Genomic DNA, 23,238 nt, shown 5'->3' with positions numbered 1-23,238 from the left:
ATAGGTTGTGATTTTCTATAAGCCATGTTTTGTCCGTATTTTCCTCAGGGAGAAGAAAACACTGGGTAATTATCTATCTGCAATTACTTGCCTTCTTGCTCCGTTCATTTCCGTGCAAAAAGTGCCCCTACCATTGTTTGGGTTGCTCGCTCGAGGGGTTTACCGCGTTCCACCAAGACGGTTTCCCGGCTTGCTTCGTCACTGTGGCACTTTCAAGGATACTTTAGCATAGCTTGCACCTTAGCCATTTTTCCTGCCGTTACTTTCTCAAGTACCCTAGCTTATGGTTTCGCTAGGCACGAACACTACAAGCGTCTCAGCTTGTGCGAGCATGGACTTTCCTCAGCATAATCGAGTTATGCCGCAATTACCCGAAAACCACAACTATCTTTTCTACATTAGAATTGACGGGTTTTTTCATTGTCATCTTCAAAATCAGCATTTGTATAGTTGCTGTTGTATGAAGAAGAACGAGTGACAGGTTCTGATTCACGATCAAGCTTTTTGCCAAAAACTTCTTTTTCAAGATTAGACAAACGTTTTAAAATATCAAAATTTGTGACTGTTTGGCTTTTCGGTGCTTCTTGTTGAACACGAGAAGCGATTGCTTGGTTTTTCGACAATTGATCGATTTTCGCTGTCAGACGATCGTTTTCTTCTTGCAGGGCTAAGATCTCTTTATTGTAGCTTTCGTAGTCTTTAATGATATTATCTAAAAACTCGTCCACTTCCACTGGATCATATCCACGCATTTTTGTTTTGAATTCTTGTTGCAGAATATCTTTTGGACTATAAATTAAATTTGCCATTATTTACACCTCATTGTTTATTCCAAATGGTTTTCACTTTCTAGACCATTCTATCAAAAAATATACGAAAATCAAAGTAAATTACTATCAAATGTTGCGTTTTGTAAATCATCCATTGTTATTTGATGAATAAAGTAGGGATTTTGCTCACTATAGGCTTTCGCATCTCTTAAGAAATAATTAGGTTTTCCTGGAAATTCGTCATCATATAACACAAGTGCGCCTTCAGTATGCTCCAGTAAAAACGCTGTATGATTTCTTAATTGACTGGGGTCTTGGTAAGGCTTATGGCTGGTGGCATTGACATAATCGGCAAATGACTTCGCTGTTTGCAGTGCCTGCTGATTTGTTTCGTTCCAATTTTCACCAAACCCTTCAAAAGGAAAAATAATTCCTAGTTTCAGTTCCGGGTATGTTTGTTTTAATTGTTCAATGACTTCGGCACACCACAGCTCTGCTCCAAGATTCCCGCTGATCAAGAGCCATTCTAGCCCTTCTTCGACATAATTGGTCAATGCCGACATTATTACTTTCTTAATAACTGCAATCTTGGGATCTTTTGCTTGAAAGACACCTAATTCATAATTACGATAGCCAGTAAAGTATAAGGTTTTCATTGTTTCTCTGGTCATCTCTTTTCTTTCCAAACGACTTTTTGGTATAATGTTGCCTAGGAGTGTGAACAACATGGTTATTCGTTACCCGAATGGACAATCTACTACCTATGATGACGGCAAAAAACAAAAAATGCAAGAAAAACTAATAAAGCCAAAAACGTATGCCAATCGTGGGATGCGTTTTGAAGAAGCGATCAATGAAAGCAACCTTTATTATTTAAATCGCAAACTTGCGGTCATTCATAAGAAACCGACACCAGTTCAAATCGTCAAGGTAGATTATCCGAGAAGAAGCGCCGCAGTAATTAAAGAAGCCTACTTTCGAGAGGCCTCTACCACCGATTACAATGGGGTTTATCAAGGGCAATATATCGACTTTGAAGCGAAAGAGACTCAAAACAAAACGTCATTTCCCTTTAAAAATTTTCATCCACACCAAATCAAGCATATGGAAGACTGTTTGGAACAAGCGGGATTATGTTTTGTTCTTTTATGGTTTTCTAGTCTACAACGCTGCTTTTTTCTAGATAGCAAGTGCTTAGTTTCTCAGTGGCACCTGCAAAAGGAAACGGGAAAAAAATCAATGACACTGGCCTATATTGAAACGAATGGGATTGAAATTATCCCTTCAATTGCGCCGCGTATTCCCTATTTAAAAGCAGTTGATCAATTTTTAACGATGAAGGAGAATGATGAGTATGGCAAATGAATCACAATCGAGGACCTCTCGGCATGATTCTAAGAAAGGCACTGCTAAAAAAGCACCAAAGCCCCCTAAAGCCAAAGGCAAACGAAGTATTGGGAGTATTATTTTAAAAGTGTTTATGGGCCTATTTTTCTTAGGCTGTATCGGGATTTTATCAGGAATGGGACTGTTTTGGTGGTACGCCAAAGATGCACCAGCACTTGATGAAACACGTTTGGATTCGACTGTTTCTTCGCGCTTTTATGCCTCCAACGGTGAATTGATCACTGAATTCGGAAGTGAAACGAGAGAAAAAATCACCGCAAGTGAGATTCCCCAACTGCTGGAAGATGCGATCGTCTCTGTCGAAGATCGTCGGTTCTATCAGCATATCGGGGTCGATCCGATCCGAATCGTTGGTTCTGCATTATCCAATGCCACAACCGGCGGTATGCAAGGCGGAAGTACGTTGACTCAGCAATTGATCAAGCTGTCCTTCTTTTCTACCAGCGCCGAAGATCAAACGTTACGAAGAAAAGCACAAGAAGCTTGGATGGCGGTTCGGCTTGAACAAACCAAATCAAAGCAGGAAATTTTGACTTACTATATTAATAAGGTATATATGTCCAACGGGGTTTATGGAATGCAAACAGCTGCTATGAAGTTTTACGGCAAACCTTTGGCTGAACTAGACCTAGCGCAAACCGCTTTGATTGCTGGTTTACCAAATGCCCCTTCTGCGTTTGATCCTTTCGCTCATCCTGATAATGCGAAAAGTCGTCGAGATGTGGTTTTAGGCGCAATGCTTGAAAACGAGAAAATCACGCAAGCGGAATATGATGCGGCCGTTGCCGAAGATATTCAAGAAGGATTGCAAGAAAACCCGCGAGAAAACCAAGAGTGGAAATACTTTGATAATTACTTCAACGAAGTGATCGCAGAAGTTAAAGAAAAAACCGGCAAAGATGTTTATACCGATGGCTTAGATATTTACACCAATGTCGATATCGATGCGCAAAAACGGTTATATGACATCGTCAACAGCGATGATTATGTTAATTATCCAGACGATAAGATGCAGGTTGCCGCTACTTTAGTTGATGTCAATACGGGCAAAGTCACGGCTCAAATTGGTGCCCGCAACGTTGATGACGTTCTAGCAAACAACCTGGCTGTCAACGTCGCTCGGGACTTTGGATCGACCGTTAAACCGATCACAGACTACGGCCCTGCCTTCCAATTTCTACAAGACTCTACCGGTAGAATGATTTTAGATGAACCTTATACTTATAAAGGAACCGATATTCCTGTGTACAACTGGGATCGCCAATATATGGGCAATATCACGCTTCGAACTGCTTTAGCAGAATCCAGAAATGTACCAGCAGTGAAATTGTTTGATGAAGTTGGAGCGGATAATATCGCCGACTTTCTTAGCGGGTTGGGTATCGAATACCACACGATTACTCAATCTAATGCGATTTCTAGCAATACGGATAAATTAGATGGCACAAAATATGGGATCTCCAGCCTGAAAATGGCCGCTGCTTATGCTGCGTTTTCAAACGGTGGAACCTATTATGAACCTCAGTACGTCAACAAAATCGTCATGCAAGATGGGACCGAAGATGAAGAATCCTTTAAAGTTGATGGTCAAGAAGCAATGGATGATACGACGGCTTATATGGTGACCGATATTTTGAAAGATGTTATTTCTGTCGGTACTGGAACCAATGCGCAAATCGATGGGTTATACCAAGCAGGGAAAACGGGAACTTCCAATTACACCGATGACCAGCTAGCACAACTGGATACATCAAACGGTGCTTATCCGGATATTACTTTTGCCGGCTATACTCCCTCCTATTCATTGGCGGTATGGACCGGATACAACGACAAAATGACACCGATCACTGATAGCAGTACCCATGTGGCTTCAGATGTCTATCGTGAATTGATGCGCTATGTTTCTGCTTCTGTAGAAAACACGGACTGGACAATGCCAGATGGACTGACACGGATCGGAAGAGAGCTTTATCTTGAAGGGACATACACGCAGCCAAGCTATTCAGCACCAAGTTCGTCCAGCAGTAGTTCGTACGTTGAACCGACGACACCTTCTACAGAAAGTAGTGAAGCAACACCATCAAGTACAACAGAATCATCAAGCGAAGTGACACCCCCAGTGACAACACCTGATGAGGATGATTCATCTTCGGTCGTTACACCTCCTGCTTCTAGTCAGGATCCTGGCTCAACAACGCCTTCCAGCAGTGAAGAAAATCCTTCCTCACCGCCGGATCCACCAGAACCAAATGATGGTAACTCCGAATAACTGAGAATAGTGAAAAACAGTAGATCAGATTTTGATCTACTGTTTTTTTTACTAACGACCATATAAATGTAGAAGCTTACTTTTCAAGCTCTTCAAAAAGCAATTTTTTATCTGAAAGCTGATAAACTTGATTATGCAGATCGTCAAACAAATGAATCACATTTTCTTTTGTCTCGTTCACTTCAAAAAGAATCTCCTTGGCACGATCATGAATGCCATCGATTCGCATTTCTGTCGTACGGATCATTCGTTCAGATTCGATCTTCGCTTCTTGAATCGTGCGATTTGCTTTTCTTCTAGCAAAGACTAAAACCTCACTGATTTCTGTTTGGAACTGCTCGTTTTCGATTTGTAGGGTTGCATTTTCTTCCCTTAGTGCTTCGATCTTCGCCTGAAGCTCTGCGACTTCTTCATTTGATTCGCTAGCTGAAACTTTTGCTGCAAGCTCTTCTTTTTCTGCCAATTGCTGTTTCAAATCAGCAATTACTTCTTGCAACTGCTGGATTTCTTGCCGCTTCAACGTCCATTCAGCGCGTTCCTTTTCGTAATTTTGTTTCTCTTTTTGCTCTTTTTCTTGCTGAACAGCTAACTTAGCTTCTAATTGCTGGATCTTTGCTTCAAGTTTTTCTGTATCTACTTTTGTAAGCTGTTCTTCTAGGTCTTTGACTTTCTTATTCGCTTCTACTAGCGAAGCTTTTAATTCTTTTGCCTCTGCTTCTTGTTGAGCCACTACCTTCTGCTGTTTTTTTAACTGTTTTTTTTCTTCCTGTAGTTGCTCATTTTCTAAAATCAATTCTTTAATTTCAAAAGATAAATTTTCAATCATATGATCCTTTTCTTGTTCTTCTGACTCTTGCTTATGTGTCTGGTTTATACTCAATTCTTTCTCCATACGTTCTCCTTTGTCTTCAACGAGTTGACTATCTTTGGCGTGGTTATCACGGTTCCCAGAGGATTTTTGCTGCACTGCTATCTTTTTGACACTTTGATCTGTCTGTTGATCAACAGACACTCTTTGGTGAGAAATCGGTTTTGCTAAAGTCTGTGCGACAGGTTTCGCTGTTTCTTTCTGGGTTTTAGGGGGTTCATTGTCCGCTTGTCGATTGGTTCCTTTCTCTTTTTTTTCAGGCTTAGCCTTTGCGGACCCTTGATCCTCAATGATTCCCTCTTCTTGATTTGTCTCCTCAAATTCATTCAGCTCTCCTATGGATAATTGATTTACTTCATCCATTAGCTTTTGGACAGAAAACAAACCTTTGTTTTTCTTTTTCATCATTAATTTTTCACACTGCCTTTTTGTTCATTTGTATTGATCGTTTCACTTTGATCCGTTTGAGGAGTAGAGGATATGCTTTCGCTCCCCTCGTTATTAGCTACTTCTTGAGCGTCAGTGTTTGGAAAGCTGCGTTCTAAAAGGGTCCAAACTCCATTCTCATCACGAATGATCGTCTGCTCAAAGGACTGATCAGAATCCTTGGAAAATTGAACAGAGAAGGTTCCTTGGGTGATCAAGGGAACGTTCTGCATATCATGTAGTAGACGAGAAAAATTTTCTTCCCATCCGTTTAAGTCATCAATTGATGGTAATTTGCTAGATAGAACAATCGAGATTTCTTGCAAGGGCTGATCAACAAAAATCATCGCTACGGTGCGACCTAGATATGGTGATAACTGATTGGCCAACTCATATTCAGCTGCAAACTGTGCTTCACGATCATTGGATACGAGTAAATGCTCCCAATCAATCGCTTCAAAAGCAAAGCCGTTCTCAGGATAAGCAAAAATCGGCATACGCATCCATTCCGTTTGCTCAGTTCTTAGCGCGAAGACTTCCTCTTTCAATTGACTAGTTTCTTCTTGCAGCCTTTGCAAATGAATGCCGCCTGTCAGTTGAAAAACTGTTAATAGCAAGACACTTACGATTATGGCACTACTGCAGCCCAATACAATTAGCAAGTGCCCACTACGCAGGTTGTGCTTAAATAAACGAAGTTTCCTTTTGGCTAAAGCATCTGACGACAGCTGCTTTTCAACTTTTCTTAATAAATATTCTCGATACAATCGCCAACCGATGATACTACCTGCTCCAATGGCAAGCAGTATCATCCCAATATAAATAAAAATCACAGTCTCTTCCTTCCATCAAAACTAAAATTCGTTTTATTCATCCCTTTTGATACAAACTTAGTCTCGTTGATATGTTGCAAGAAATGAATCATCGCAAGCTTCCTTTCAAGAAGCTGATGTGTCAGAAGAACGTGATTACCACACCATAAAAGGTTTTACTTGAAATGATTCCAAATTCTCTACTATCACTTGAAGTGAGCAGTGCATCGCCAACGACAAAGTACTCATCTTCTTTGAGGTACCCCCGAATCGGCAACGCCTCAAAGGCTTCATCCTTCACAGTGATCATAAATGAAAAATCAAAGTCAGTATCCTCCGCCCCAATCAATAAACGCTCCTGTGTACGAACGAAGGAATCTCCCGGCACACCAATCACTCTCTTGATCAAAAATTTCCCTTCCTGTTCGAAAGCGATCAGCTGATAGCGATTTGGCTGGCGCTTTTTATGGATCAGCACAACTTGTCGATCCTCGATCGTCGGCAGCATGGACGCTCCTCTGACTAACGCCAGTCGATACGGCTGAAGAAACGCAATAAGCAAAAGGACCATCAAAAAGATACCGCTGATAGGAAGACCTATTTGTCTATGCCTTTTACTCATATTGCCAGCCCTCCATCCTTATTTTGGCATAATATATGAAACACTTGATGAGTGCGCCAATTCATTGCTGATCACGCGATAAGAGATTGTGGTTCCACCATAGACATTTCCTTCTGAAACCAAAATACCATTTGGACCAACGGCTTCAACAAAAGCGACATGACCATAACGAGGATCAGATCCAGCTGTTCCAGGTGCAAAAGAGATCATACTGCCTGCTTTAGGTGTTTGACTGACGTTGTAACCTAAACGTCGTCCGGTATTGCCCCATTGACCACCATTTCCCATGTAGTCATCTACTTGACCGCCTAATTGACTCACGCGATTGAACACATACCAAGTACATTGTCCAACAGGATACGAACCAGAAAGATTGTAGTCACGACCGTTGTATTCTCGAAATGTCATGAGGGAGCGATACTCTTCTGGAATTTGTTCTTTTCCTTGGATAAACAAGCCTGTTTCTGTTGCGATCACTTGGTCATATTGCGTCAATCCATAGACCGCAATCAGCGAATTGATTTTTTTACTATAATTAACATCGGTCGCATAAGTGCCCGTCAAAGCATCTGCTGCCCGAAGATAGTTTTTTGATTCAGAGCGCCACACGTCTTGATAAAAGGTTGGATTTCCAGTGATTCCTCCGCGAATCAATTTGACATAATCAGCCATGGAATCTCGATAACTTGAATAGGAACGAAAGGCGGCTTGAATTTGGAATAGTTCTCCGTTGCCTTTATCTTCCATTGTTGGTAAAGTCACGCTGTTTCCTTGATAACTGCCTTTGATCCCAAAAAGGTTATAATGGGGACTGCTGGAAAGCCCGCTGTCGCCACTGCCGCTTTCAAGGATCGCTTGCGCGATCAATACAGAAGCAAAGACATCGTATTCTTGCCCTAAGCTTTGGGCTTCTTGTGCCAATGTTTCAATAAACGTCTGGGTCTTTTGATTCACTGTAAATTCGTAAGGGGCTGGATATTCAGTAACTAGCTTTTCGCCATATGTAGCCAATTCAGGATTTGATAGCCGTCTGATCGATAGCAGCTCTTCGATAGAAACCCGCTGAACTTCGATGGCAGTTTTCGTTGGCTCTTCTTGATTTGTCACTAAACTTGCTTGGTAACCATCTGCGAGGTAGATACCGATTAACTTATTTGCGTCATATAAAAGATCCCCCGGTTGTAATTGTTCAACCTGCTGTTCTTTTTCTATCCAGCTAGCTTCTCCTTTTATAACCGCTTTGATCCGTTCATTGATCCATTCGTCCATCGTCAATGGTTCTTCTAGTTCACCAATTTGCCCGATGATCTCGTAGACGAATGCCGCTTGCCATTGCGCATCATAATCAGCTAATATCGGCAAGGTGAAATCTAACAGATTCGAATCTGCGATCTTTGCTGCCCGAAAACTCTCTGGTAAATCAATGGTACGTCCATCATAAAAAGAATTTTTCCAGTGAGAAGTAGCATCTGGTGATTGAACGACAGGGTTTATTACTTGCTCAGGTGCAATAATCGGAGGTGTTTTCGGCTCCTCTTTTTTTGCATTTTCAGTATTTTCGTTGCTCTCAGTTGAAATTTCATTTTCTTTTGGTGCCAATGACTCATCAATCAAGTCGGTCTCTTTTGGCTTGTTCTCTGTTTCTACTTCTAGATCGTCCGTTTCAGCATCTATTTTTTCCTCTTCCTCGGAAGGTTCCGCGGACTCTGATTCCTCTAGTTCGGTCGTTTCCGATGACTCGGTCGTTTGCGTTGAGTCTGCTTCTTCAGACGAATCAAGAGATTCTACAACGGTATCTGCTGTTTCTGAATCCATAAGCGGCTCATTTGATTCGGAGGATAACTCGGTCGAGCCCTCCGTTTGCTCTTTGCTGACGTCTTCTTGACTCTCTTGGGCTTCTGCTGCCGATGAATCTTGGTCATCAAGTTGCTGTTCGACATTTGTATTTTCTGAATAGTTATCAGGCTGAGGGCTTTCTTTCGCCAGTAATACGGGAGAAACAAAAAGTTGGCTTGCTAAAATCCCAGCACTGAATAATGTTAAATATGACTTCTTTTTTCTACTCTTCATACAGTTTCCTTTCTCTTGTTTCAGCCGGCATCATTGGTTTTGATCAAAACCTGACGAACTGATTCAAAGTTGCTTGAATAGTTTTTGCACGAGTTTAGGTGAACTCTGTATCTTCGCGATTATTTTTGAAGCAAACGATTGATTTAGCCAGCTTAAGCAGATTTTGCTCAGCAGCGTGATCTACCATAAAAAAGCGTTAAAATCCACTGCTTTTCAACCGATTTATTCACTGTCTTCCTATCAAGAATGGAAGCTGTCATAGGCGTCAACAGCTTCCATTTGATAAGATTGAGCATCGATCATTCGGTAGATGGGACAAAACTTAACTCCCATTCAATCGTTGCTTGATAGGTCATGTTACGCGGATTTGATCCAATGGGTACTTCAAGTTTGACACTATCCCCCATCGTCCCCATATCCCCGTAGCGCTGAATCCAGGTACCGCTTCCTTCATTTGCATCCGCTTCAGCGATCAAAGCGGGTACCCCAGGATCAAGGATCATTGATTCACTATAAGTGGGAGGAATTGCTGAATTGGCGGCATTCGTCAGCATAACTGCATTTTCTAAAATAATTCGTGCACCCCGAAGTTCTTCTCCTCGATCATTACGAAATCCTGCAGCGGATAATGTCGCGTTTAATTCCCAGCCGGTAAATTGAGCGCGCCGGTCAGAAATCTGCACGTAATTTGGCCGTTCCTCAGTTACTGAGCCATCAGCACTGCTAAGACGTTGTGGCAATGCCTTGTACTGTTTGGTATCTGCACTTATTGATACATCTCCAAAGCTATACTGGGAGATGAAATCGATACTGATAAACCCTAAATGTTCTGGTATATCCGGTTTATTTTCTGGATTCACTTCAATATCTGGCGCGATCGGATCTCGTGGATTCATTGTGGCAATCTCTTGAACAACTGTTTCAGTTGTATCAAATTTTCCATTTAAGAAAGCGTAAGCCGTCACCGTATTATGTTTTGTAAACCGATCCCCCTCGGCTAAGGTCAAGCTGAAATCACCATTGGCATCTGCTTGAAGATGAAACAAGCTGTTATCATCAAAAGAGGGTGATTGCAGTTGCGGTGCGGGAATCGCTGGATCTCCGTCAAAACGAATCACACTATATGGTGTGGCTTTTCCCCTAATGATTCTTGAGCCTTCCAGTGCCGGATCTTCCGTTAATGGTTCTAAATGAACCTCGACATCTGGAATATATTCAAATAGAATACGTTGTGCTCTTGTGGTAAAATTCGCGCGAAAATGATCAACGATCTCTTGTGAGATGGAAGAAACATTCGAAATCGATGACAAGGTAGAGGCAAAATTCACTTTTAAATTGAAGATTGGACTCCAACTGAAGTCTGGTTCCTCCGTCAAGTTTCCATGCCGCCATTGCTTCGCAGCTTGAATATCCACATCTAATAGCCCGCCGCTGCCGGAAATCGAAATAAGGCTACTATTTGCTGCATTTCCGGTAACCGCCCTTGTTTTCTCTAAATTGATGCGTTGTGCATCCGCAAAAGTGAAGGTTGAGGCCGAGCTCAAAAATGTCATCAAGGAATGAGAGGGATTGGTTCCGTCCGACTTAATATCCAAGACTCCTTCTTTAGCAACAATAAATGTGGCGGCACCGGCTACATGGATCACTCCGGAGGTGGTGGTCCCTTGATTCACTGCATCAATTTCGACACTGCTTTTATTTCCAATAAGCATCGTGCTTCCAGCACCCATGTAGATAATGTTATAGCCCCATCCATTGAGGCTTGTGGTACGTCCGTCAGCTTTGATTACCACTTTGCTATCCTCAGACATTTCAAAGTGGGCGCCGCTAGCATACATACTGATTGCGGGGGAGTTGGCTCGGGCAGTCAAATGAAGCTCTGATCGATTACCGATATTGATCCGTCCATTCGCAATATAAATATTTGCTCCAAAAGCCTCACCGGCTGTTCCAGCTGCACGCAGAGACATCTTTGCATCATTGCCAATAGTCATACGCCCCGTTGCATAATATAAATAGATATTGCCGGAATTTATTGTCGACATGTCAACTGTTGCGTTATCAAGAATTTCCAATTGTGTTACTTCCATATTTGCTTGGTTGGTTGCATTGATCGTTTGCACACGTCCAGATCTGGAAGTATATGTCGGAGTTTGATGCGATATTACTTCGCCAGACATAATAACAGGTGTCGCTAACGAGTGGATCAACTGATTGCCCGCGTTGGTTAAATTGTGGTAACGCATTCTGGATAGATTTTGTTGCGGAATACTCATATTTGTAAAATTCATGAAGCCATAATAGTTGCCATGAACGATATCGATATTTTGGTACGTGATATCCCACGGCGATGCACTATTGACGGTACTATCATAAAATCCGACAGCAACAGCTCTAAAGTCGATTTGATACCCATTGCCTTCGATCACAAGCGTTCTCGAAATTCCAGAAGCATTGGTCCAAATATAGGCTACCCCATTCGACGGGTTGGAAGTTGCACTTCCCGCAGCCACTCCGGAAACTCCTTGAGTAGGATTGTTTGATGATTCAAAGTCATTTACGATATTGATATAATTTACTTCTCTATTCACGATTGCCGCCATAAACTCTTGCCAGTTGGAAACATCCCGATGACTGATTTCGTCTAACGGTGTGACCGGTTCTGTCAATTGGGCAATTGCTTCTGCTTGGTCAGCTTCTGTGTCTTGCTGATTCTCATTTAGTTTCGCGTCATTAGAAGGTTGCGTGGTTCGTTTCCCTTCCTGCGGCGTGTCTGATGGTGAGACCTCTGTCTCGATCGTTTCATTATCTGCATCATCATCCAAGTCCTCTTCCACGTCATCTTCTGCCTGTACTTCGATCGTTAGTTCCGCTTCACCTATAAAAAGTCGATAATCGCCTATTTTATTAAAGACGATAGGAATCTCGAACTCCATTAGCTCTTCATCAAAGGTGAGCGTCCATTCCTGTTCTTCTTCAGACAGCTTCTTATTCTTCACTTCTGCAGCAAATTCTTCTTCCACGATCGCTGCTTCTTTCGCTACAACTAGCGTAATCTCATTTAAAGGTTGGCTTGATACGACGAAAACGTCGATCGGTTGATCCACGACACCTTCAATCACACTAACTGGAAACTGAAAAAAAGGTTGATGGATGTCAAATTCTTTTGTTTGGATCGGTTGTGTTGCTTTATCAAGCAAGGACATATTCTGCGTTTCGTCCAACGGTTCAATCGTGTGATCGATGGCGTGGATTTCCGGCAATAGGATACTGCTCAGACTTGGAAAAAAAGTTTGCACACTTAGTAATCCAATAATGATCGCAATTATTACCTTGTGCGGGGTATTCTTCATTTCAACTTTTCCCACCTTCCTTTGCATTTTTTTTCTTATGAACAATTAGGATGATCGCAATAATTAGAAGCAAGCTGATTAGACCAGCCGTGGCGATCATCCACCAATTGAGTGACGTATCTACAGTGACATCGAGTTCATTTAAGCGGCGAGCATCTTCTGCCTCTACGCTAAATATCTGTTCCCAAGACCACTCTTCCTCTCCTGACCGCGCAGTAAGATTCAATACATACTCCCCATTACGAAAACGATCGCCATCCAAGGGAATTGGGAAATGCATATGTGAATTAGGAGCCATTTGCATAGATGATTGACTTGTTTCATATAAGATCGTCTCACCACCAACAGAACGAATTTCAGCTGTTACTTCCAATTGATTGACAAATGTTGCTGTATAATTTTGGATAACAGCACTAAATACGTTTCGGTAGTTTACTTGATCGGCAAAAACATCAAGCAGTTCCAATCCCGGATCCGTTGCGGACCGATTGTTGCTTACTACCACACCAATGACATAGGAAAATGCATTCCGAATGCCTAATCCTTCTTCAGCAGATTGTGTTTGCTCCTCTTCCGAAATAACCTCTTTGATTCGAATGCCACCTGCCAAAACCCCTTTGAATTCCTCTTCTGGCATCGTAATCGGTAAAGAAATGATTCGTTTTTCTAATGGATCGAACAATACGGTTTCAGGCACCTCTACCAGTTCATCAATTGATGCAGGTAAAGTCGGATCAGGGGATTCTGCATCCCTGCCATATTCCACAACACCATTCACATTCGTAAATGCCGTATGGGCAGAAATTTCTATTTCGATCGCTTGATCAGAACCATTTTCGATCTCTAAAGCCAATTCATCACGTTCTCCTGCCCCAAGATTTAAATCGAAATACCCCAACGCCCCTCCTTCCAGCTGACTTTCCGGTAAGATAGGCGTCACATAAAAGTTTAATTCTGATTCTGTCTGAGCATAGCTCATTCTTGGTGAAAAAAAGAATGATAGTAGGATGACCGCACAGGTAACCGTTTTTATCCATTTCATTCTCATACGTTGTTCAGTCAAAAGTGGTTCTCCTTCCAAAAAAGGCAGGAATAATTTACTATTCCTGCCAGTTGTTTCTTGTTGCAAGCTATGATCCTTCTTACGGATTTACTGTTTCGCCGCCACTATCAACAGAAGCAGTTAGCGTCCATGTCATTTCAGCAGTATAGTTAGTTGCTAGCTGCGTGGTAGAGCCTGGTACAAATAGTTGAATATCATCATTTCTGATAATTTCGCCTTCTTGTTTATTAAGATTTTGTTCCGTCAATTTTTCCTGATCTCCCCAGTAAATCGATGAAGCGCCCGCGCCTTGACCGACCGAAGCACGCATGACAGGAATGTCTTGATCGTTGACATCTAGGATCAACGCATTTTGTTCTTCATTATTGATAACGGCACTTGGCTGTAAGTCTCGATCACCCTCGCCTTTGTTGAACACGATTTCAGGGTTTGCCAACTTGATTTTTGCCCCAGTCAAGACATCTCCTGATTCAGAAGTAAAATCAGTTAGACTAACATTTAATGTCCAACCAGCATGCGTTCCTCGGGTATCTTGCACTTGGGCAAACGATACGTACGGTGTCGTCCCTGATTGATCAGCCAAATTACGCTCATCAGCAACGATTGAATACCAACGATCACTGGTAGAAATAGCATTCTGACCAAAATCGAATGTTTGTGGTGCATAAGCAATGGTAAATGGGCCCGTTTGTCCTGGCGGTGTTGGTTCGATTGTTTCTACTTCTGGGTGCACGACTGGCGGTTGTACCACTGTTAGATCGCTTCCGTCTGAGGTAAACCCTACAACGTTATCGGTAATCGTTTCTAATGAAGATTGGGCAAAGGCTTGAACGCCTCCTGCTAGTAAAGTGGTGGATAATACAGCGACCGTAGCTAAACGAATCTTTTTCATTTCTAGTTCCTTCTTTCTTTTTTTATTCAGTACAAAACCAAGTTACTGAACCGTTTCTCCGTCCGGTCCAGCTGTTGCAGCCAAAGTCCAAGTAAGAGTTGCTTCATAAAGAGCAGCGTCTTTTGCTGTTGATCCAGGAACAAGTAACTCAATTCCAGCATTTTCAACAACCTCTGCACCTGCTTCTACTTGTCGATTGATTTCTTCCTGATCGCCCCAAACGACTGACGATACGCCAGCACCTTTTGTTTGAGCAGCGGTCAGAACCGAACGTTCACTATTTGTAGCATCTAAAATCAATCCATCCGCATGAATTTGTGGCTCATTTTCTTGGTTGCTTCCGTTATATTCCAATTTTGGCGAATTAAAACGAATTCTTGCTCCAGTCAGTTCATTATTCTGTGTTCCTGATTCAAAAGCACTTAAGGAAACTTTTAAATCCCAACCAGCATTTGTCCCACGCGTATCTTGGACTTGGGCAAATGAAACATAAGGAACTCTTTCTTCACTATCTTCCGCGTCTTTTAGCTTGTGTAATTCAGCCACTAGCTTATATTCTTGATCGGTATTAGAAATCACTTGCTCACCGAAATTAAGCGTAGGTGCGTAAGCAATGGTCAATGGTCCCGTTTGTCCTTCCGGGCCGACTGGATTGATCTCTACATCTGGACCATTAGGACCAGGATTTGGTGGTTGAACTACTGTCGCTTCGCTATCGTTTGGTACAAAGAGAACTTTCCCTTCTGTATCATGGTTTGTTACACTCTCAGTAGCGAAGGCTTCCGCGCTAATAGTAAATAAAGTTGCAGCTAAAACAGCTGCCGATGCAAATCGTACGAATTTCAAATTCATCCCTGCTTTCAAATTATTTGTCTTTTCTTTTTAACCATCACAAATTTTGATCGATGTTTGGTATATTGCACATACAATACAACCAGTACAAGCAGTAATCCAAGATAGATTACGCCGTAAGTTCTTGTCTCGTTGGTCTTTGGTAAAATACCACCTGGTTTTGCTACCTTGTTTGGTGGCGATATATTCTCTGTAGGGCCTGCTGGCGGTGCTGGTTCGGGTTGCCCAATAGGCTCATAAACACCGGTAAAGAGCACAGAGCTTTCTGTTTCAACCGACTGCACTTCCTGAGCATTCACCGCTGCCGTAGAAATAGTTATCCCATAAAAAAGAGTGCAAAACAGAACCATACGAACTAATTTCCATACCTTTTCTCCTTTCATTCTCCCTCCTCCTCTATACTTGCCACGTCTTATAAGTGATCTTTTCAAAACAGCGTTTGCCTAAGACCCGTTAACAAAAATGATTTTGAGATCGTTTTAGAATCATTTGAACTGTGCAACGCTTTTTCTGTCATTCGTAAAATAGCAGAGAAAGACTTATAACTTTTGACAAAGTTCACTATACTGATGATTTTCACAGATTTGAAATATTATTTTTCACCAATGGGTGAATTTTCTTATTAATATTCCTTTTTATTGACCAAAAATAAGCATTTTTATAAAAAGAAAGGGTAAAAATTTTGCGAAAGAAGCCCATCATACTAAGCTTACAAATAGTTTCAAAAAAAAGGCGTATTGGAAGGTTCATTTCGCATCGAGCATCACCCCTCACACGATCTATTTGTGAAAAAACACCTGATTTTGAGTGGTGTAATCAAAAAAATTCAGTAAGCTTATGTTTTTCCAGTTACTTGAAAGGGCTTTAATAAAGGGTATTACGTTAATTACCTGTTTTTTTATCAATTTGTGCAAAAAAAAACGCTAAGCGATTTCGCTTAGCGTCTTGATCCTAGATACTTTTGGTCTATGTTCACCATTAAATGGTTTTCTTCCCCTTCATGCGAAGCTTTCCTTCTTGGCACATCGCCAACAACGGGCAAATCTCACACTTTGGCGCCCTCGCGGTACAATGATAACGGCCAAAGAAAATCATCGTATGGTGGGTTTTGACCCATAATGGTTCGGGAATCTTTTTCATCAACGTTTGTTCAACTTCTAGTACATTGGCATCTAATTTACAAATGCGCAATCTTTTTGACACCCGTTCGACGTGGGTATCGACAGCGATTGCCGGTATCCCATAGGCATCACCAAGTACCACATTCGCAGTTTTTCTGCCGACACCTGGCAAAGAAACCAAATCTTCTCTTGTTTTCGGCACTTCACCACCAAAACGTAGCAATAGTTCCGAAGCACAAGCTTTGATATTTTTTGCCTTGTTTCGAAACAGACCGATCGACTTGATTTTTGCAATCACATCTTCTAAAGGTGCTTCGCTCAAAGCTTGCGGTGTAGGATAAGCCTCAAAAAGTGCCGGGGTGACTTTATTTACCGAGACATCTGTTGCTTGCGCACTTAAAATGACTGCGATCAATAATTCAAACGCATTTTTGGATACCAATTCACCATGCGCTTCGGGAAACATCTCGTACATTGTTTCGATGGCGATCATTGTTTTTTCTTTGCTGATCATAGGACTATTTGAACTCCTTGTCTGTTACTCTCCTTCTAACCAATTATGCATAGGGATTTTGGGCATTGGCCCTTCTTCCTGTGAAATATTCTCATTTTGAAGAAATTGTTTTTTTCTTCTTTTTTGTTCTTCCTCAACTTGCGCTTTCGACGTGATATTCTTACGTTCCCAAGAAAGTAAGATACGATCGATGTAATTTAAGCTATAAGCCTGATTCAAAACCGCTTCTCGCAAAGCAAACTGAATCAGTTCCGGATCGTAATGGTCCTCATCCAACCACTGCCCGATCCGTTGGTATTCGATTGCTGACAATGGCCGACCAAACTCGCCTTCAAACAAGCGATATAACCCACGGATTTTTTCTTCATTTGATTCTACTGCCTCATTTTTCGATTGCTGTGTCAAGAGAAATTCTAAACGGTCATAGATTCCTGTGAAATCATAATAATCAACCATTTTTCCGGCAGCATCTTTTTTTGATTCCATTCGCAGTACATCTTTTTTAAGTAATTGATTTAACCAATGATAAATTTCTTTTTGATCACTCCCCATCACAGAGGCAATCTCACGTAAATCGGGGAAATCATTTCCTTGCTCATGACTGCGATACAACTGCAGCCATAACAAAAATTCGTCATTTGTCAATCCAAGATGATGGTAATTTTCTAAAAGCAAATTTGATATCGTTGTTTGCCCTTTTGCTAAATAGTCCTTTAACGAAACCATACTGTATCCTCTTCTCCTTGATTCACCTGAAACTCTATGATCCTTTGGTCCAAGATCGATCCAATAAAAAGGGGACGACGCAAAGGCGGACGTCCCACGATTCATTCTTGGTTACGCTTTTTCTTTGACTGCTGCGATGATCTCAACTTCAACCAAAACATCTTTTGGCAAGCGGGCAACTTCTACAGCAGAACGTGCAGGTAACTCTTCATTGAACAATGTGCTATAGGTATTATTGAAAGGAACGAAATCATTCATATTTTTTAAAAAACATGTCGTCTTAACGATGTCATCTGGCGTAAGTTCCGCCGCTTCAAGAATCGCGTTGATATTTTTCAATACTTGCTGAGTCTGTACTTCAATCGTCGTACCGACAACTTCCCCCGAAACAGGATCTAATGGCACTTGACCAGAAGCAAACAAAAATCCGTTTGCGATTTTTGCTTGAACATAAGGACCGATTGCTTGTGGTGCTTGATCTGTAGAAATTATCTTCATTTTGTTTCCTCCTCTTTCACTTGGCATTCGGGACATAGACCATAAACTTCTAGTCGATGGTTATTTATTTGATACCCAGTTAATTTCGAAGCCGCCATTTCGACATCTTCCAATCCTGGATAGTAAAAATCAGCGATCTTTCCACACTTTTGGCAGATAGCATGATAATGAGGCTCCGTTGTAAAATCAAAACGACTGGAGGCATCTCCATAATTCATTTCTTTTACAAAGCCAATTTCTGTGAATAAACGTAAGTTATTGTATACCGTTGCGACACTAATACCAGGAAAATGAACTTCAATCGCTCGATAAATCTCTTCAGCGGTCGGATGGGCATCGTGACTGGCTAAAAACTCTAATATCGCTACTCGCTGCGGTGTAATACGAATATTTTCATGTTTTAATCGTTTGATCGCTTCATCGTAGATCGTACTCACAGGAGTTCCTCCATTTCTCTTATCTCACCTATCATACTATGTAAAACCTAAAAATTCAAACAGCTTTCCTTATTTTTTCAAAGGCAAAACGCTTTTTTCAGCCCGCTTCCGTCCCCTTTTTTCGAGAAAGAAAAGCAGACATTTCAATGCCTGCTTTCTCTCGATTGTTAGTCTTCAAACTGATACAGTGCTGTGGACAAATAACGTTCGCCATTGTCAGGCACGATTGCTAAAACTTTTTTGCCTTTGCCTAGTTCTTTTGCTACCTGTAAAGCAGCTTGGATCGCAGCCCCTGAAGAGATTCCAACTAAAATCCCTTCTTTCATCCCAACTTGCCGTGCAGTTTTCATCGCATCGTCACTGGCAATTGCAATGACTTGATCATAAATTTCGGTATCTAATACTTTAGGGACAAATCCAGTACCGATCCCTTGAATCTTATGCGGTCCTGGCTTACCACCTTCTAAAATCGCAGATTCAGCAGGCTCAACACCAACTATTTTCAAATTAGGATAGACGCGCTTCAGTTCTTTGCCCGCTCCAGTGATCGTTCCACCAGTGCCGATTCCAGCGACAAAAGCATCTAAACCTTTTGATTCAAATGCATCCTCAATTTCTTTTCCTGTCGTTTTTTCATGAATTTCTGGGTTAGCTGGATTTTCAAATTGTAATGGCATATAGTAGCCGTCTTGCTCCGCTAATTCTTTTGCTTTGTTAATGGATCCTGTGATCCCTTCAGACCCAGGCGTCAAAATCAACTCTGCACCATAAGCTTGTACGATTTTCCGTCTTTCGATACTCATCGTTTCTGGCATAACCAACACAACCCGATAGCCTTTTGCCGTACCGATCATGGCTAAACCGATCCCCGTATTTCCTGAGGTTGGCTCGATAATCGTATCGCCGGCTTTCAATAAGCCGCTTTTTTCGGCTTTTTCAATCATGGCTAAAGCAATTCTATCCTTTACGCTACCCCCAGGATTGAAAAACTCTAATTTCACATACACATCAGCAGAACCTTCTTCTACGATATGATTTAATTTGACGATTGGCGTATGACCAACTAATTCATTGACCGATTGATAGATTTTTGTCATTGAAAATCCCTCCCGTTCTTATTCTTCCATTCTACCTAAAATACCTCGGAGTTGCGAATAAAAAGTAAGCAATTTCAAATTTTTTTTCATATAGTTTTATACTTTGTTCTATTTCCACTGACCAGAGTTTGATTGCCACGTCAAAAAAACCTTAAGATTGGCTGCAATTGTAGCAATCCATCTTAAGGTTTTTAACTTACTTATACGATCAACTCTTGTCCGATAACGATGATCTCACTGGATAATCCATTCGATGCCATCAACGCATCAACGGTTGTGCCAAATCGGTTGGCGATATCCCAAAGCGTATCCCCAGAAGCAACTTGATAGCTCTGTGCTGAAGATGTACTACCTGAATACGTGGTCGTCGTTGTTTCGCTGGTCGTTGTGCTAGTTGTGTTTGTCCAGGCTGTATTTTGTGTCGTTCCTGTATCGAACCGTGTAAGCTGATAGGTTTCGATCAACCAGTTCAGTTTTTGTGCGTAACCTGGATCGGTAGCATAACGTCCCGTCAAGTAATTCGTTGCATCATAAAATGAGGTTGTTTGGCTTTTCCAGACACCACTGTAATGAGCAGTCCCTGTCGCGAAACTTGTACTTCGCAAGACGTTCGCATGATCCTGAAACGATTCCCAATAAGAGTTATATTGACGAAACGGTTCATTCATCTCTACCCACTGACCATTCAAATACTCTTGGGTAGGCATATACACACTTTGTCCGTTGTAACTGCCTTTGACCCCAAATAAATTGTAATAGGGGGCATTGGATAATGCGGAAGAACCATAGCCGCTTTCCAAAATCGCTTGAGCGATCATCACAGAAGCATATAGATCATTGTTGGCAGCAACATCTTGTGCTGACCAGCCAATTTGTTCGATGAACCCTGAGATGTCCTGCGTCGCATATTGATTCTCAGCAGCTTGTACCTGTTGAGGAACGAAAGTGACCGTCATTGGCGCTAACATCATTCCTGCACCCATCAAAGAGACCACCGCCTTTTTACTAGGTCTTTTCATCGTCTTCTTTGGTTGATGATGTCTTTCACTTCTTGTTTGATAACTTCCCATCTTTTTCCTCCAGTAACTGTACGTTTTTTCAAATAAATCAATAAAGCTATTATACGGAAAAATGCCTAGCAGTGCAAACAATGTTCACTTTTGACCCGACAAAAGACTTTTAAAAAACTTTCTGGACATCCCTCTCAGTTTGTTAATCACTGAGAAGTTTTTAAAAAAACTATTAGAATGGGGTTGTATTGCTTCTCTCTTACTATTTAAAAGAGTCTATATCTTGTGGTGAAACCATTTTTCAGAAATCTTAGCCACTACTACCTTAAATAAGTCACTCTGGCACTTTCAGAGTGAGCAGTACTCGAAAAAAACACGCTCGAAAATCGAAAAGATTCTCGAACGTGCTAGCTTTGATTGATTGTCGATCAATTAATCGATTGATTTAAAAGTATTCACAACATTTTCAACACTAAAGCCGAATTCTGCTAATACTTTGTCGCCAGGTGCTGATGCACCGAAGTGATCGATCGCGATCACTTTTCCATGACAACTGGTGTAACGTTCCCAACCAAATGGGGAAGCCGCTTCAATCGCTACCCGTTTCTTCACTGCTTTTGGCAAGACACTTTCTTTGTATTCTGAACTTTGTGCTTCAAACAAATCAAAGCTTGGTAAGGAGACCACCGATACATCGATGCCTTCTTCTGCCAATTTAGCTTGTGCTTGAACCGCAAGATTCACTTCAGAACCTGTGGCGATCAAAATCCCCGCTGGTGTTTCACCGGCTTGTTTTGAAATCACATAGCCACCTTTTGCGACATTTTCATCCGCACCAGTTTGCGTGCCTTCGATCACTGGTAGGTTTTGTCGGCTTAAGACTAAGACCGTTGGTTTATCCGTTGTTGTCATAGCCAGTTTCCAAGCAGCACGGGTTTCATTGCCGTCTGCTGGACGAATCACTTGGACATTTGGCATGCAACGGACGCTAGCTAATTGCTCGATTGGCTCGTGGGTCGGTCCATCTTCCCCAACCGCCACGGAGTCATGTGTCAAGACATAGATCACAGGTGCATGCTGGATCGCAGACAAGCGCACCGCTGGACGCAAGTAATCAACGAAGACGAAGAAGGTCCCGCCATAGATTCGGGTACCGCCATGCAATTGGATGCCGTTCATGGCTGCCGCCATCGCAAATTCTCGGACACCAAACCAAATGTTGCGGCCTTCGTATTGGCCAGGTTCAAAGTCTTTTTCTGCTGCCACCATCGTGTTGTTGGAGCCAGAAAGGTCAGCCGATCCACCCCAGAGACTAGGGACGGCTTTGGATAAGGCTTGGATCATCTCTTTGCTAGAAACCCGACTAGCTTGTGAGCTGCCAACTTCGTAGCTTGGTAATGTTGCATCCCAATCTGCTGGCAATTCACCCGCAAAGGCTTGTTTGAATTGCGCCGCAAGTTCTGGGTAGGCTGCTTCATAGGCACGGAAGGTTTCGTTCCAAGCGGCTTCAGCTTTTTGCCCTTCATCGATCATGGTTTCTTTGAAGCGCGCGGCAACTTCTTCAGGTACGGTAAATTCTGGGTATTCCCAACCATAAATCGCTTTAGCTGCAGAAATGCCTTCGGCACCGATCGGCGCACCATGAACGGCAGAGGTGCCTTGATTTGGCGCACCGTATCCGATCACAGTCTTGATTTCGATCAAGGTTGGTTTGTCGCTTTCAGCTTTTGCTTCGTCGATCGCTTTTGAGATTGCTTCTAAATCATTGCCGTCTTCAACGAGAATGTGTTGCCAGCCATACGCTTCAAAACGCGCACCGACATTTTCTGTAAAGGCTTTTGAAGTCGGACCATCTAGGGAAATGTCATTTGAATCGTACAAGACGATCAGTTTATCTAATTTCATGTGACCCGCCATGGATGCAGCTTCTTGCGAAACACCTTCCATCAAATCCCCATCGCCACATAAGGCATAGGTATAGTGATCGATGACTTGATACTTGTCGCGATTGTAGGTTGCAGCCAAGTGGGCTTCGGCCATTGCCATACCGACTGCCATGGCGATCCCTTGTCCTAAAGGTCCAGTGGTTGCTTCCACGCCGTCTGTGTGATCGACTTCTGGATGTCCTGGCGTGCGGCTATCCCATTGACGGAAGTTTTTTAGATCCTCAATGGTCACATCGTAACCAGACACATGCAACAAGCTGTACAATAACGCCGAACCGTGTCCAGCAGACAAAACAAAACGGTCACGATCCACCCACTTGCGAGAAGTCGTTGGATTGACTTTCAAGTGTTTGGTCCACAAGGCATAGGCCATGGGTGCTGCCCCCATCGGTAATCCTGGATGTCCTGAATTGGCTTTTTGTACGGCTTCGATACTTAATGTACGAAGGGTGTTCACTCCTAATTGATCGATTTTATCAAACAAT

General features: G+C 42.2%; 20 protein-coding genes and 1 other RNA gene. 2 read left to right on the top strand and 19 right to left on the bottom strand.

The window, feature by feature from the left end; all coding sequences use genetic code 11:
• Positions 1-13: 13 nt before the first annotated feature.
• The 3 genes from rnpB to IGI94_RS07855 all read right to left on the bottom strand — a co-directional run bounded on the left by rnpB (position 14) and on the right by IGI94_RS07855 (position 1,426).
• An RNA gene (rnpB, locus tag IGI94_RS07865) (RNase P RNA component class B) lies at positions 14-379 on the bottom strand.
• Positions 380-398: 19 nt separating this feature from the next.
• Positions 399-809: a cell division regulator GpsB gene (gpsB, locus tag IGI94_RS07860; protein ID WP_005226142.1), complete on the bottom strand. Its 411-nt coding sequence runs from the start codon at positions 807-809 to the stop codon at positions 399-401.
• Between the two features lie 71 nt (positions 810-880).
• On the bottom strand, positions 881-1,426 hold the full coding sequence (locus tag IGI94_RS07855) for a DUF1273 domain-containing protein (protein ID WP_042890769.1): 546 nt from the start codon (positions 1,424-1,426) through the stop codon (positions 881-883).
• A 70-nt stretch (positions 1,427-1,496) separates the two neighbouring features.
• On the opposite strand from IGI94_RS07855, the gene recU reads away from it, so the two are divergent.
• Both recU and IGI94_RS07845 read left to right on the top strand, forming a co-directional pair.
• Entirely contained in the window at positions 1,497-2,135 is a 639-nt protein-coding gene (recU, locus tag IGI94_RS07850) for a Holliday junction resolvase RecU (RefSeq protein WP_005236038.1), read from the top strand.
• A complete protein-coding gene (locus IGI94_RS07845) occupies positions 2,125-4,446 on the top strand; it encodes a PBP1A family penicillin-binding protein (protein WP_034872636.1) in 2,322 nt (773 codons plus the stop codon). Before recU ends, IGI94_RS07845 begins: the two co-directional genes overlap by 11 nt.
• Positions 4,447-4,522: 76 nt before the next feature.
• Here IGI94_RS07845 and IGI94_RS07840 read toward each other — a convergent pair whose 3' ends face one another.
• The 16 genes from IGI94_RS07840 to tkt all read right to left on the bottom strand — a co-directional run bounded on the left by IGI94_RS07840 (position 4,523) and on the right by tkt (position 23,237).
• Positions 4,523-5,722 (bottom strand): hypothetical protein, encoded by a 1,200-nt coding sequence (locus IGI94_RS07840; protein ID WP_429960802.1) that lies wholly within the window; start codon positions 5,720-5,722, stop codon positions 4,523-4,525.
• Entirely contained in the window at positions 5,722-6,573 is an 852-nt protein-coding gene (locus tag IGI94_RS07835; protein ID WP_438899618.1) for a hypothetical protein, read from the bottom strand. Before IGI94_RS07835 ends, IGI94_RS07840 begins: the two co-directional genes overlap by 1 nt.
• A 121-nt stretch (positions 6,574-6,694) precedes the next feature.
• On the bottom strand, positions 6,695-7,174 hold the full coding sequence (gene lepB, locus IGI94_RS07830) for a signal peptidase I (RefSeq protein WP_008379825.1): 480 nt from the start codon (positions 7,172-7,174) through the stop codon (positions 6,695-6,697).
• An 18-nt stretch (positions 7,175-7,192) separates the two neighbouring features.
• On the bottom strand, positions 7,193-9,244 hold the full coding sequence (locus tag IGI94_RS07825) for a glucosaminidase domain-containing protein (RefSeq protein ID WP_144330375.1): 2,052 nt from the start codon (positions 9,242-9,244) through the stop codon (positions 7,193-7,195).
• Positions 9,245-9,543: 299 nt separating this feature from the next.
• A complete protein-coding gene (locus IGI94_RS07820) occupies positions 9,544-12,597 on the bottom strand; it encodes a pectate lyase-like adhesive domain-containing protein (RefSeq protein ID WP_438899617.1) in 3,054 nt (1,017 codons plus the stop codon).
• A gap of 1 nt (position 12,598) precedes the next feature.
• Complete coding sequence (locus IGI94_RS07815) at positions 12,599-13,726, bottom strand: DUF916 and DUF3324 domain-containing protein (protein ID WP_016611732.1); 1,128 nt, start codon at positions 13,724-13,726, stop codon at positions 12,599-12,601.
• Positions 13,727-13,739: 13 nt separating this feature from the next.
• Entirely contained in the window at positions 13,740-14,552 is an 813-nt protein-coding gene (locus tag IGI94_RS07810; RefSeq protein WP_429960806.1) for a WxL domain-containing protein, read from the bottom strand.
• A gap of 42 nt (positions 14,553-14,594) precedes the next feature.
• The gene (locus tag IGI94_RS07805) at positions 14,595-15,398 is read right to left on the bottom strand and encodes a WxL domain-containing protein (RefSeq protein WP_008379814.1); all 804 of its coding nucleotides are present in this window, start codon (positions 15,396-15,398) and stop codon (positions 14,595-14,597) included.
• Positions 15,399-15,412: 14 nt separating this feature from the next.
• Entirely contained in the window at positions 15,413-15,787 is a 375-nt protein-coding gene (locus tag IGI94_RS07800) for an LPXTG cell wall anchor domain-containing protein (protein WP_429969882.1), read from the bottom strand.
• A 595-nt stretch (positions 15,788-16,382) separates the two neighbouring features.
• Positions 16,383-17,039 (bottom strand): endonuclease III, encoded by a 657-nt coding sequence (gene nth, locus IGI94_RS07795; protein ID WP_438899616.1) that lies wholly within the window; start codon positions 17,037-17,039, stop codon positions 16,383-16,385.
• A gap of 24 nt (positions 17,040-17,063) precedes the next feature.
• Positions 17,064-17,765: a DnaD domain protein gene (locus IGI94_RS07790; protein ID WP_005236055.1), complete on the bottom strand. Its 702-nt coding sequence runs from the start codon at positions 17,763-17,765 to the stop codon at positions 17,064-17,066.
• A gap of 111 nt (positions 17,766-17,876) precedes the next feature.
• Entirely contained in the window at positions 17,877-18,263 is a 387-nt protein-coding gene (locus tag IGI94_RS07785) for a RidA family protein (protein WP_005236057.1), read from the bottom strand.
• Complete coding sequence (locus IGI94_RS07780) at positions 18,260-18,700, bottom strand: Fur family transcriptional regulator (RefSeq protein ID WP_005226158.1); 441 nt, start codon at positions 18,698-18,700, stop codon at positions 18,260-18,262. The genes IGI94_RS07785 and IGI94_RS07780 overlap by 4 nt, the downstream gene beginning before the upstream one ends.
• A gap of 167 nt (positions 18,701-18,867) precedes the next feature.
• Positions 18,868-19,797 carry a cysteine synthase A gene (gene cysK, locus IGI94_RS07775; protein WP_005236064.1) on the bottom strand — a complete coding sequence of 310 codons (930 nt, stop codon included), beginning with the start codon at positions 19,795-19,797 and terminating at the stop codon, positions 18,868-18,870.
• A gap of 200 nt (positions 19,798-19,997) precedes the next feature.
• Positions 19,998-20,867, bottom strand: coding sequence for a glucosaminidase domain-containing protein (locus tag IGI94_RS07770; RefSeq protein WP_016611726.1), 870 nt, complete (start codon positions 20,865-20,867; stop codon positions 19,998-20,000).
• Positions 20,868-21,239: 372 nt separating this feature from the next.
• A complete protein-coding gene (tkt, locus tag IGI94_RS07765) occupies positions 21,240-23,237 on the bottom strand; it encodes a transketolase (protein WP_438899615.1) in 1,998 nt (665 codons plus the stop codon).
• Position 23,238 lies beyond the last annotated feature (1 nt).

Source organism: Enterococcus sp. AZ149 (assembly GCF_051714285.1).
GTDB classification, from domain to species: domain Bacteria; phylum Bacillota; class Bacilli; order Lactobacillales; family Enterococcaceae; genus Enterococcus_D; species Enterococcus_D entomosocium.
Note: the sequence above shows the minus strand (reverse complement) of the source record. Positions and strands in the feature narration are given on the sequence as shown.

Bases quoted from the DNA above. Each gene is read 5' to 3' on its own strand.
- gpsB (WP_005226142.1), bottom strand. From the start codon at position 809: ATGGCAAATTTAATTTATAGTCCAAAAGATATTCTGCAACAAGAATTC.
- IGI94_RS07855 (WP_042890769.1), bottom strand. From the start codon at position 1,426: ATGAAAACCTTATACTTTACTGGCTATCGTAATTATGAATTAGGTGTC.
- recU (WP_005236038.1), top strand. From the start codon at position 1,497: ATGGTTATTCGTTACCCGAATGGACAATCTACTACCTATGATGACGGC.
- IGI94_RS07845 (WP_034872636.1), top strand. From the start codon at position 2,125: ATGGCAAATGAATCACAATCGAGGACCTCTCGGCATGATTCTAAGAAA.
- IGI94_RS07840 (WP_429960802.1), bottom strand. From the start codon at position 5,722: ATGATGAAAAAGAAAAACAAAGGTTTGTTTTCTGTCCAAAAGCTAATG.
- lepB (WP_008379825.1), bottom strand. From the start codon at position 7,174: ATGAGTAAAAGGCATAGACAAATAGGTCTTCCTATCAGCGGTATCTTT.
- IGI94_RS07825 (WP_144330375.1), bottom strand. From the start codon at position 9,244: ATGAAGAGTAGAAAAAAGAAGTCATATTTAACATTATTCAGTGCTGGG.
- IGI94_RS07820 (WP_438899617.1), bottom strand. From the start codon at position 12,597: ATGAAGAATACCCCGCACAAGGTAATAATTGCGATCATTATTGGATTA.
- IGI94_RS07810 (WP_429960806.1), bottom strand. From the start codon at position 14,552: ATGAAAAAGATTCGTTTAGCTACGGTCGCTGTATTATCCACCACTTTA.
- IGI94_RS07800 (WP_429969882.1), bottom strand. From the start codon at position 15,787: ATGAAAGGAGAAAAGGTATGGAAATTAGTTCGTATGGTTCTGTTTTGC.
- nth (WP_438899616.1), bottom strand. From the start codon at position 17,039: ATGATCAGCAAAGAAAAAACAATGATCGCCATCGAAACAATGTACGAG.
- IGI94_RS07790 (WP_005236055.1), bottom strand. From the start codon at position 17,765: ATGGTTTCGTTAAAGGACTATTTAGCAAAAGGGCAAACAACGATATCA.
- IGI94_RS07785 (WP_005236057.1), bottom strand. From the start codon at position 18,263: ATGAAGATAATTTCTACAGATCAAGCACCACAAGCAATCGGTCCTTAT.
- cysK (WP_005236064.1), bottom strand. From the start codon at position 19,797: ATGACAAAAATCTATCAATCGGTCAATGAATTAGTTGGTCATACGCCA.
- IGI94_RS07770 (WP_016611726.1), bottom strand. From the start codon at position 20,867: ATGGGAAGTTATCAAACAAGAAGTGAAAGACATCATCAACCAAAGAAG.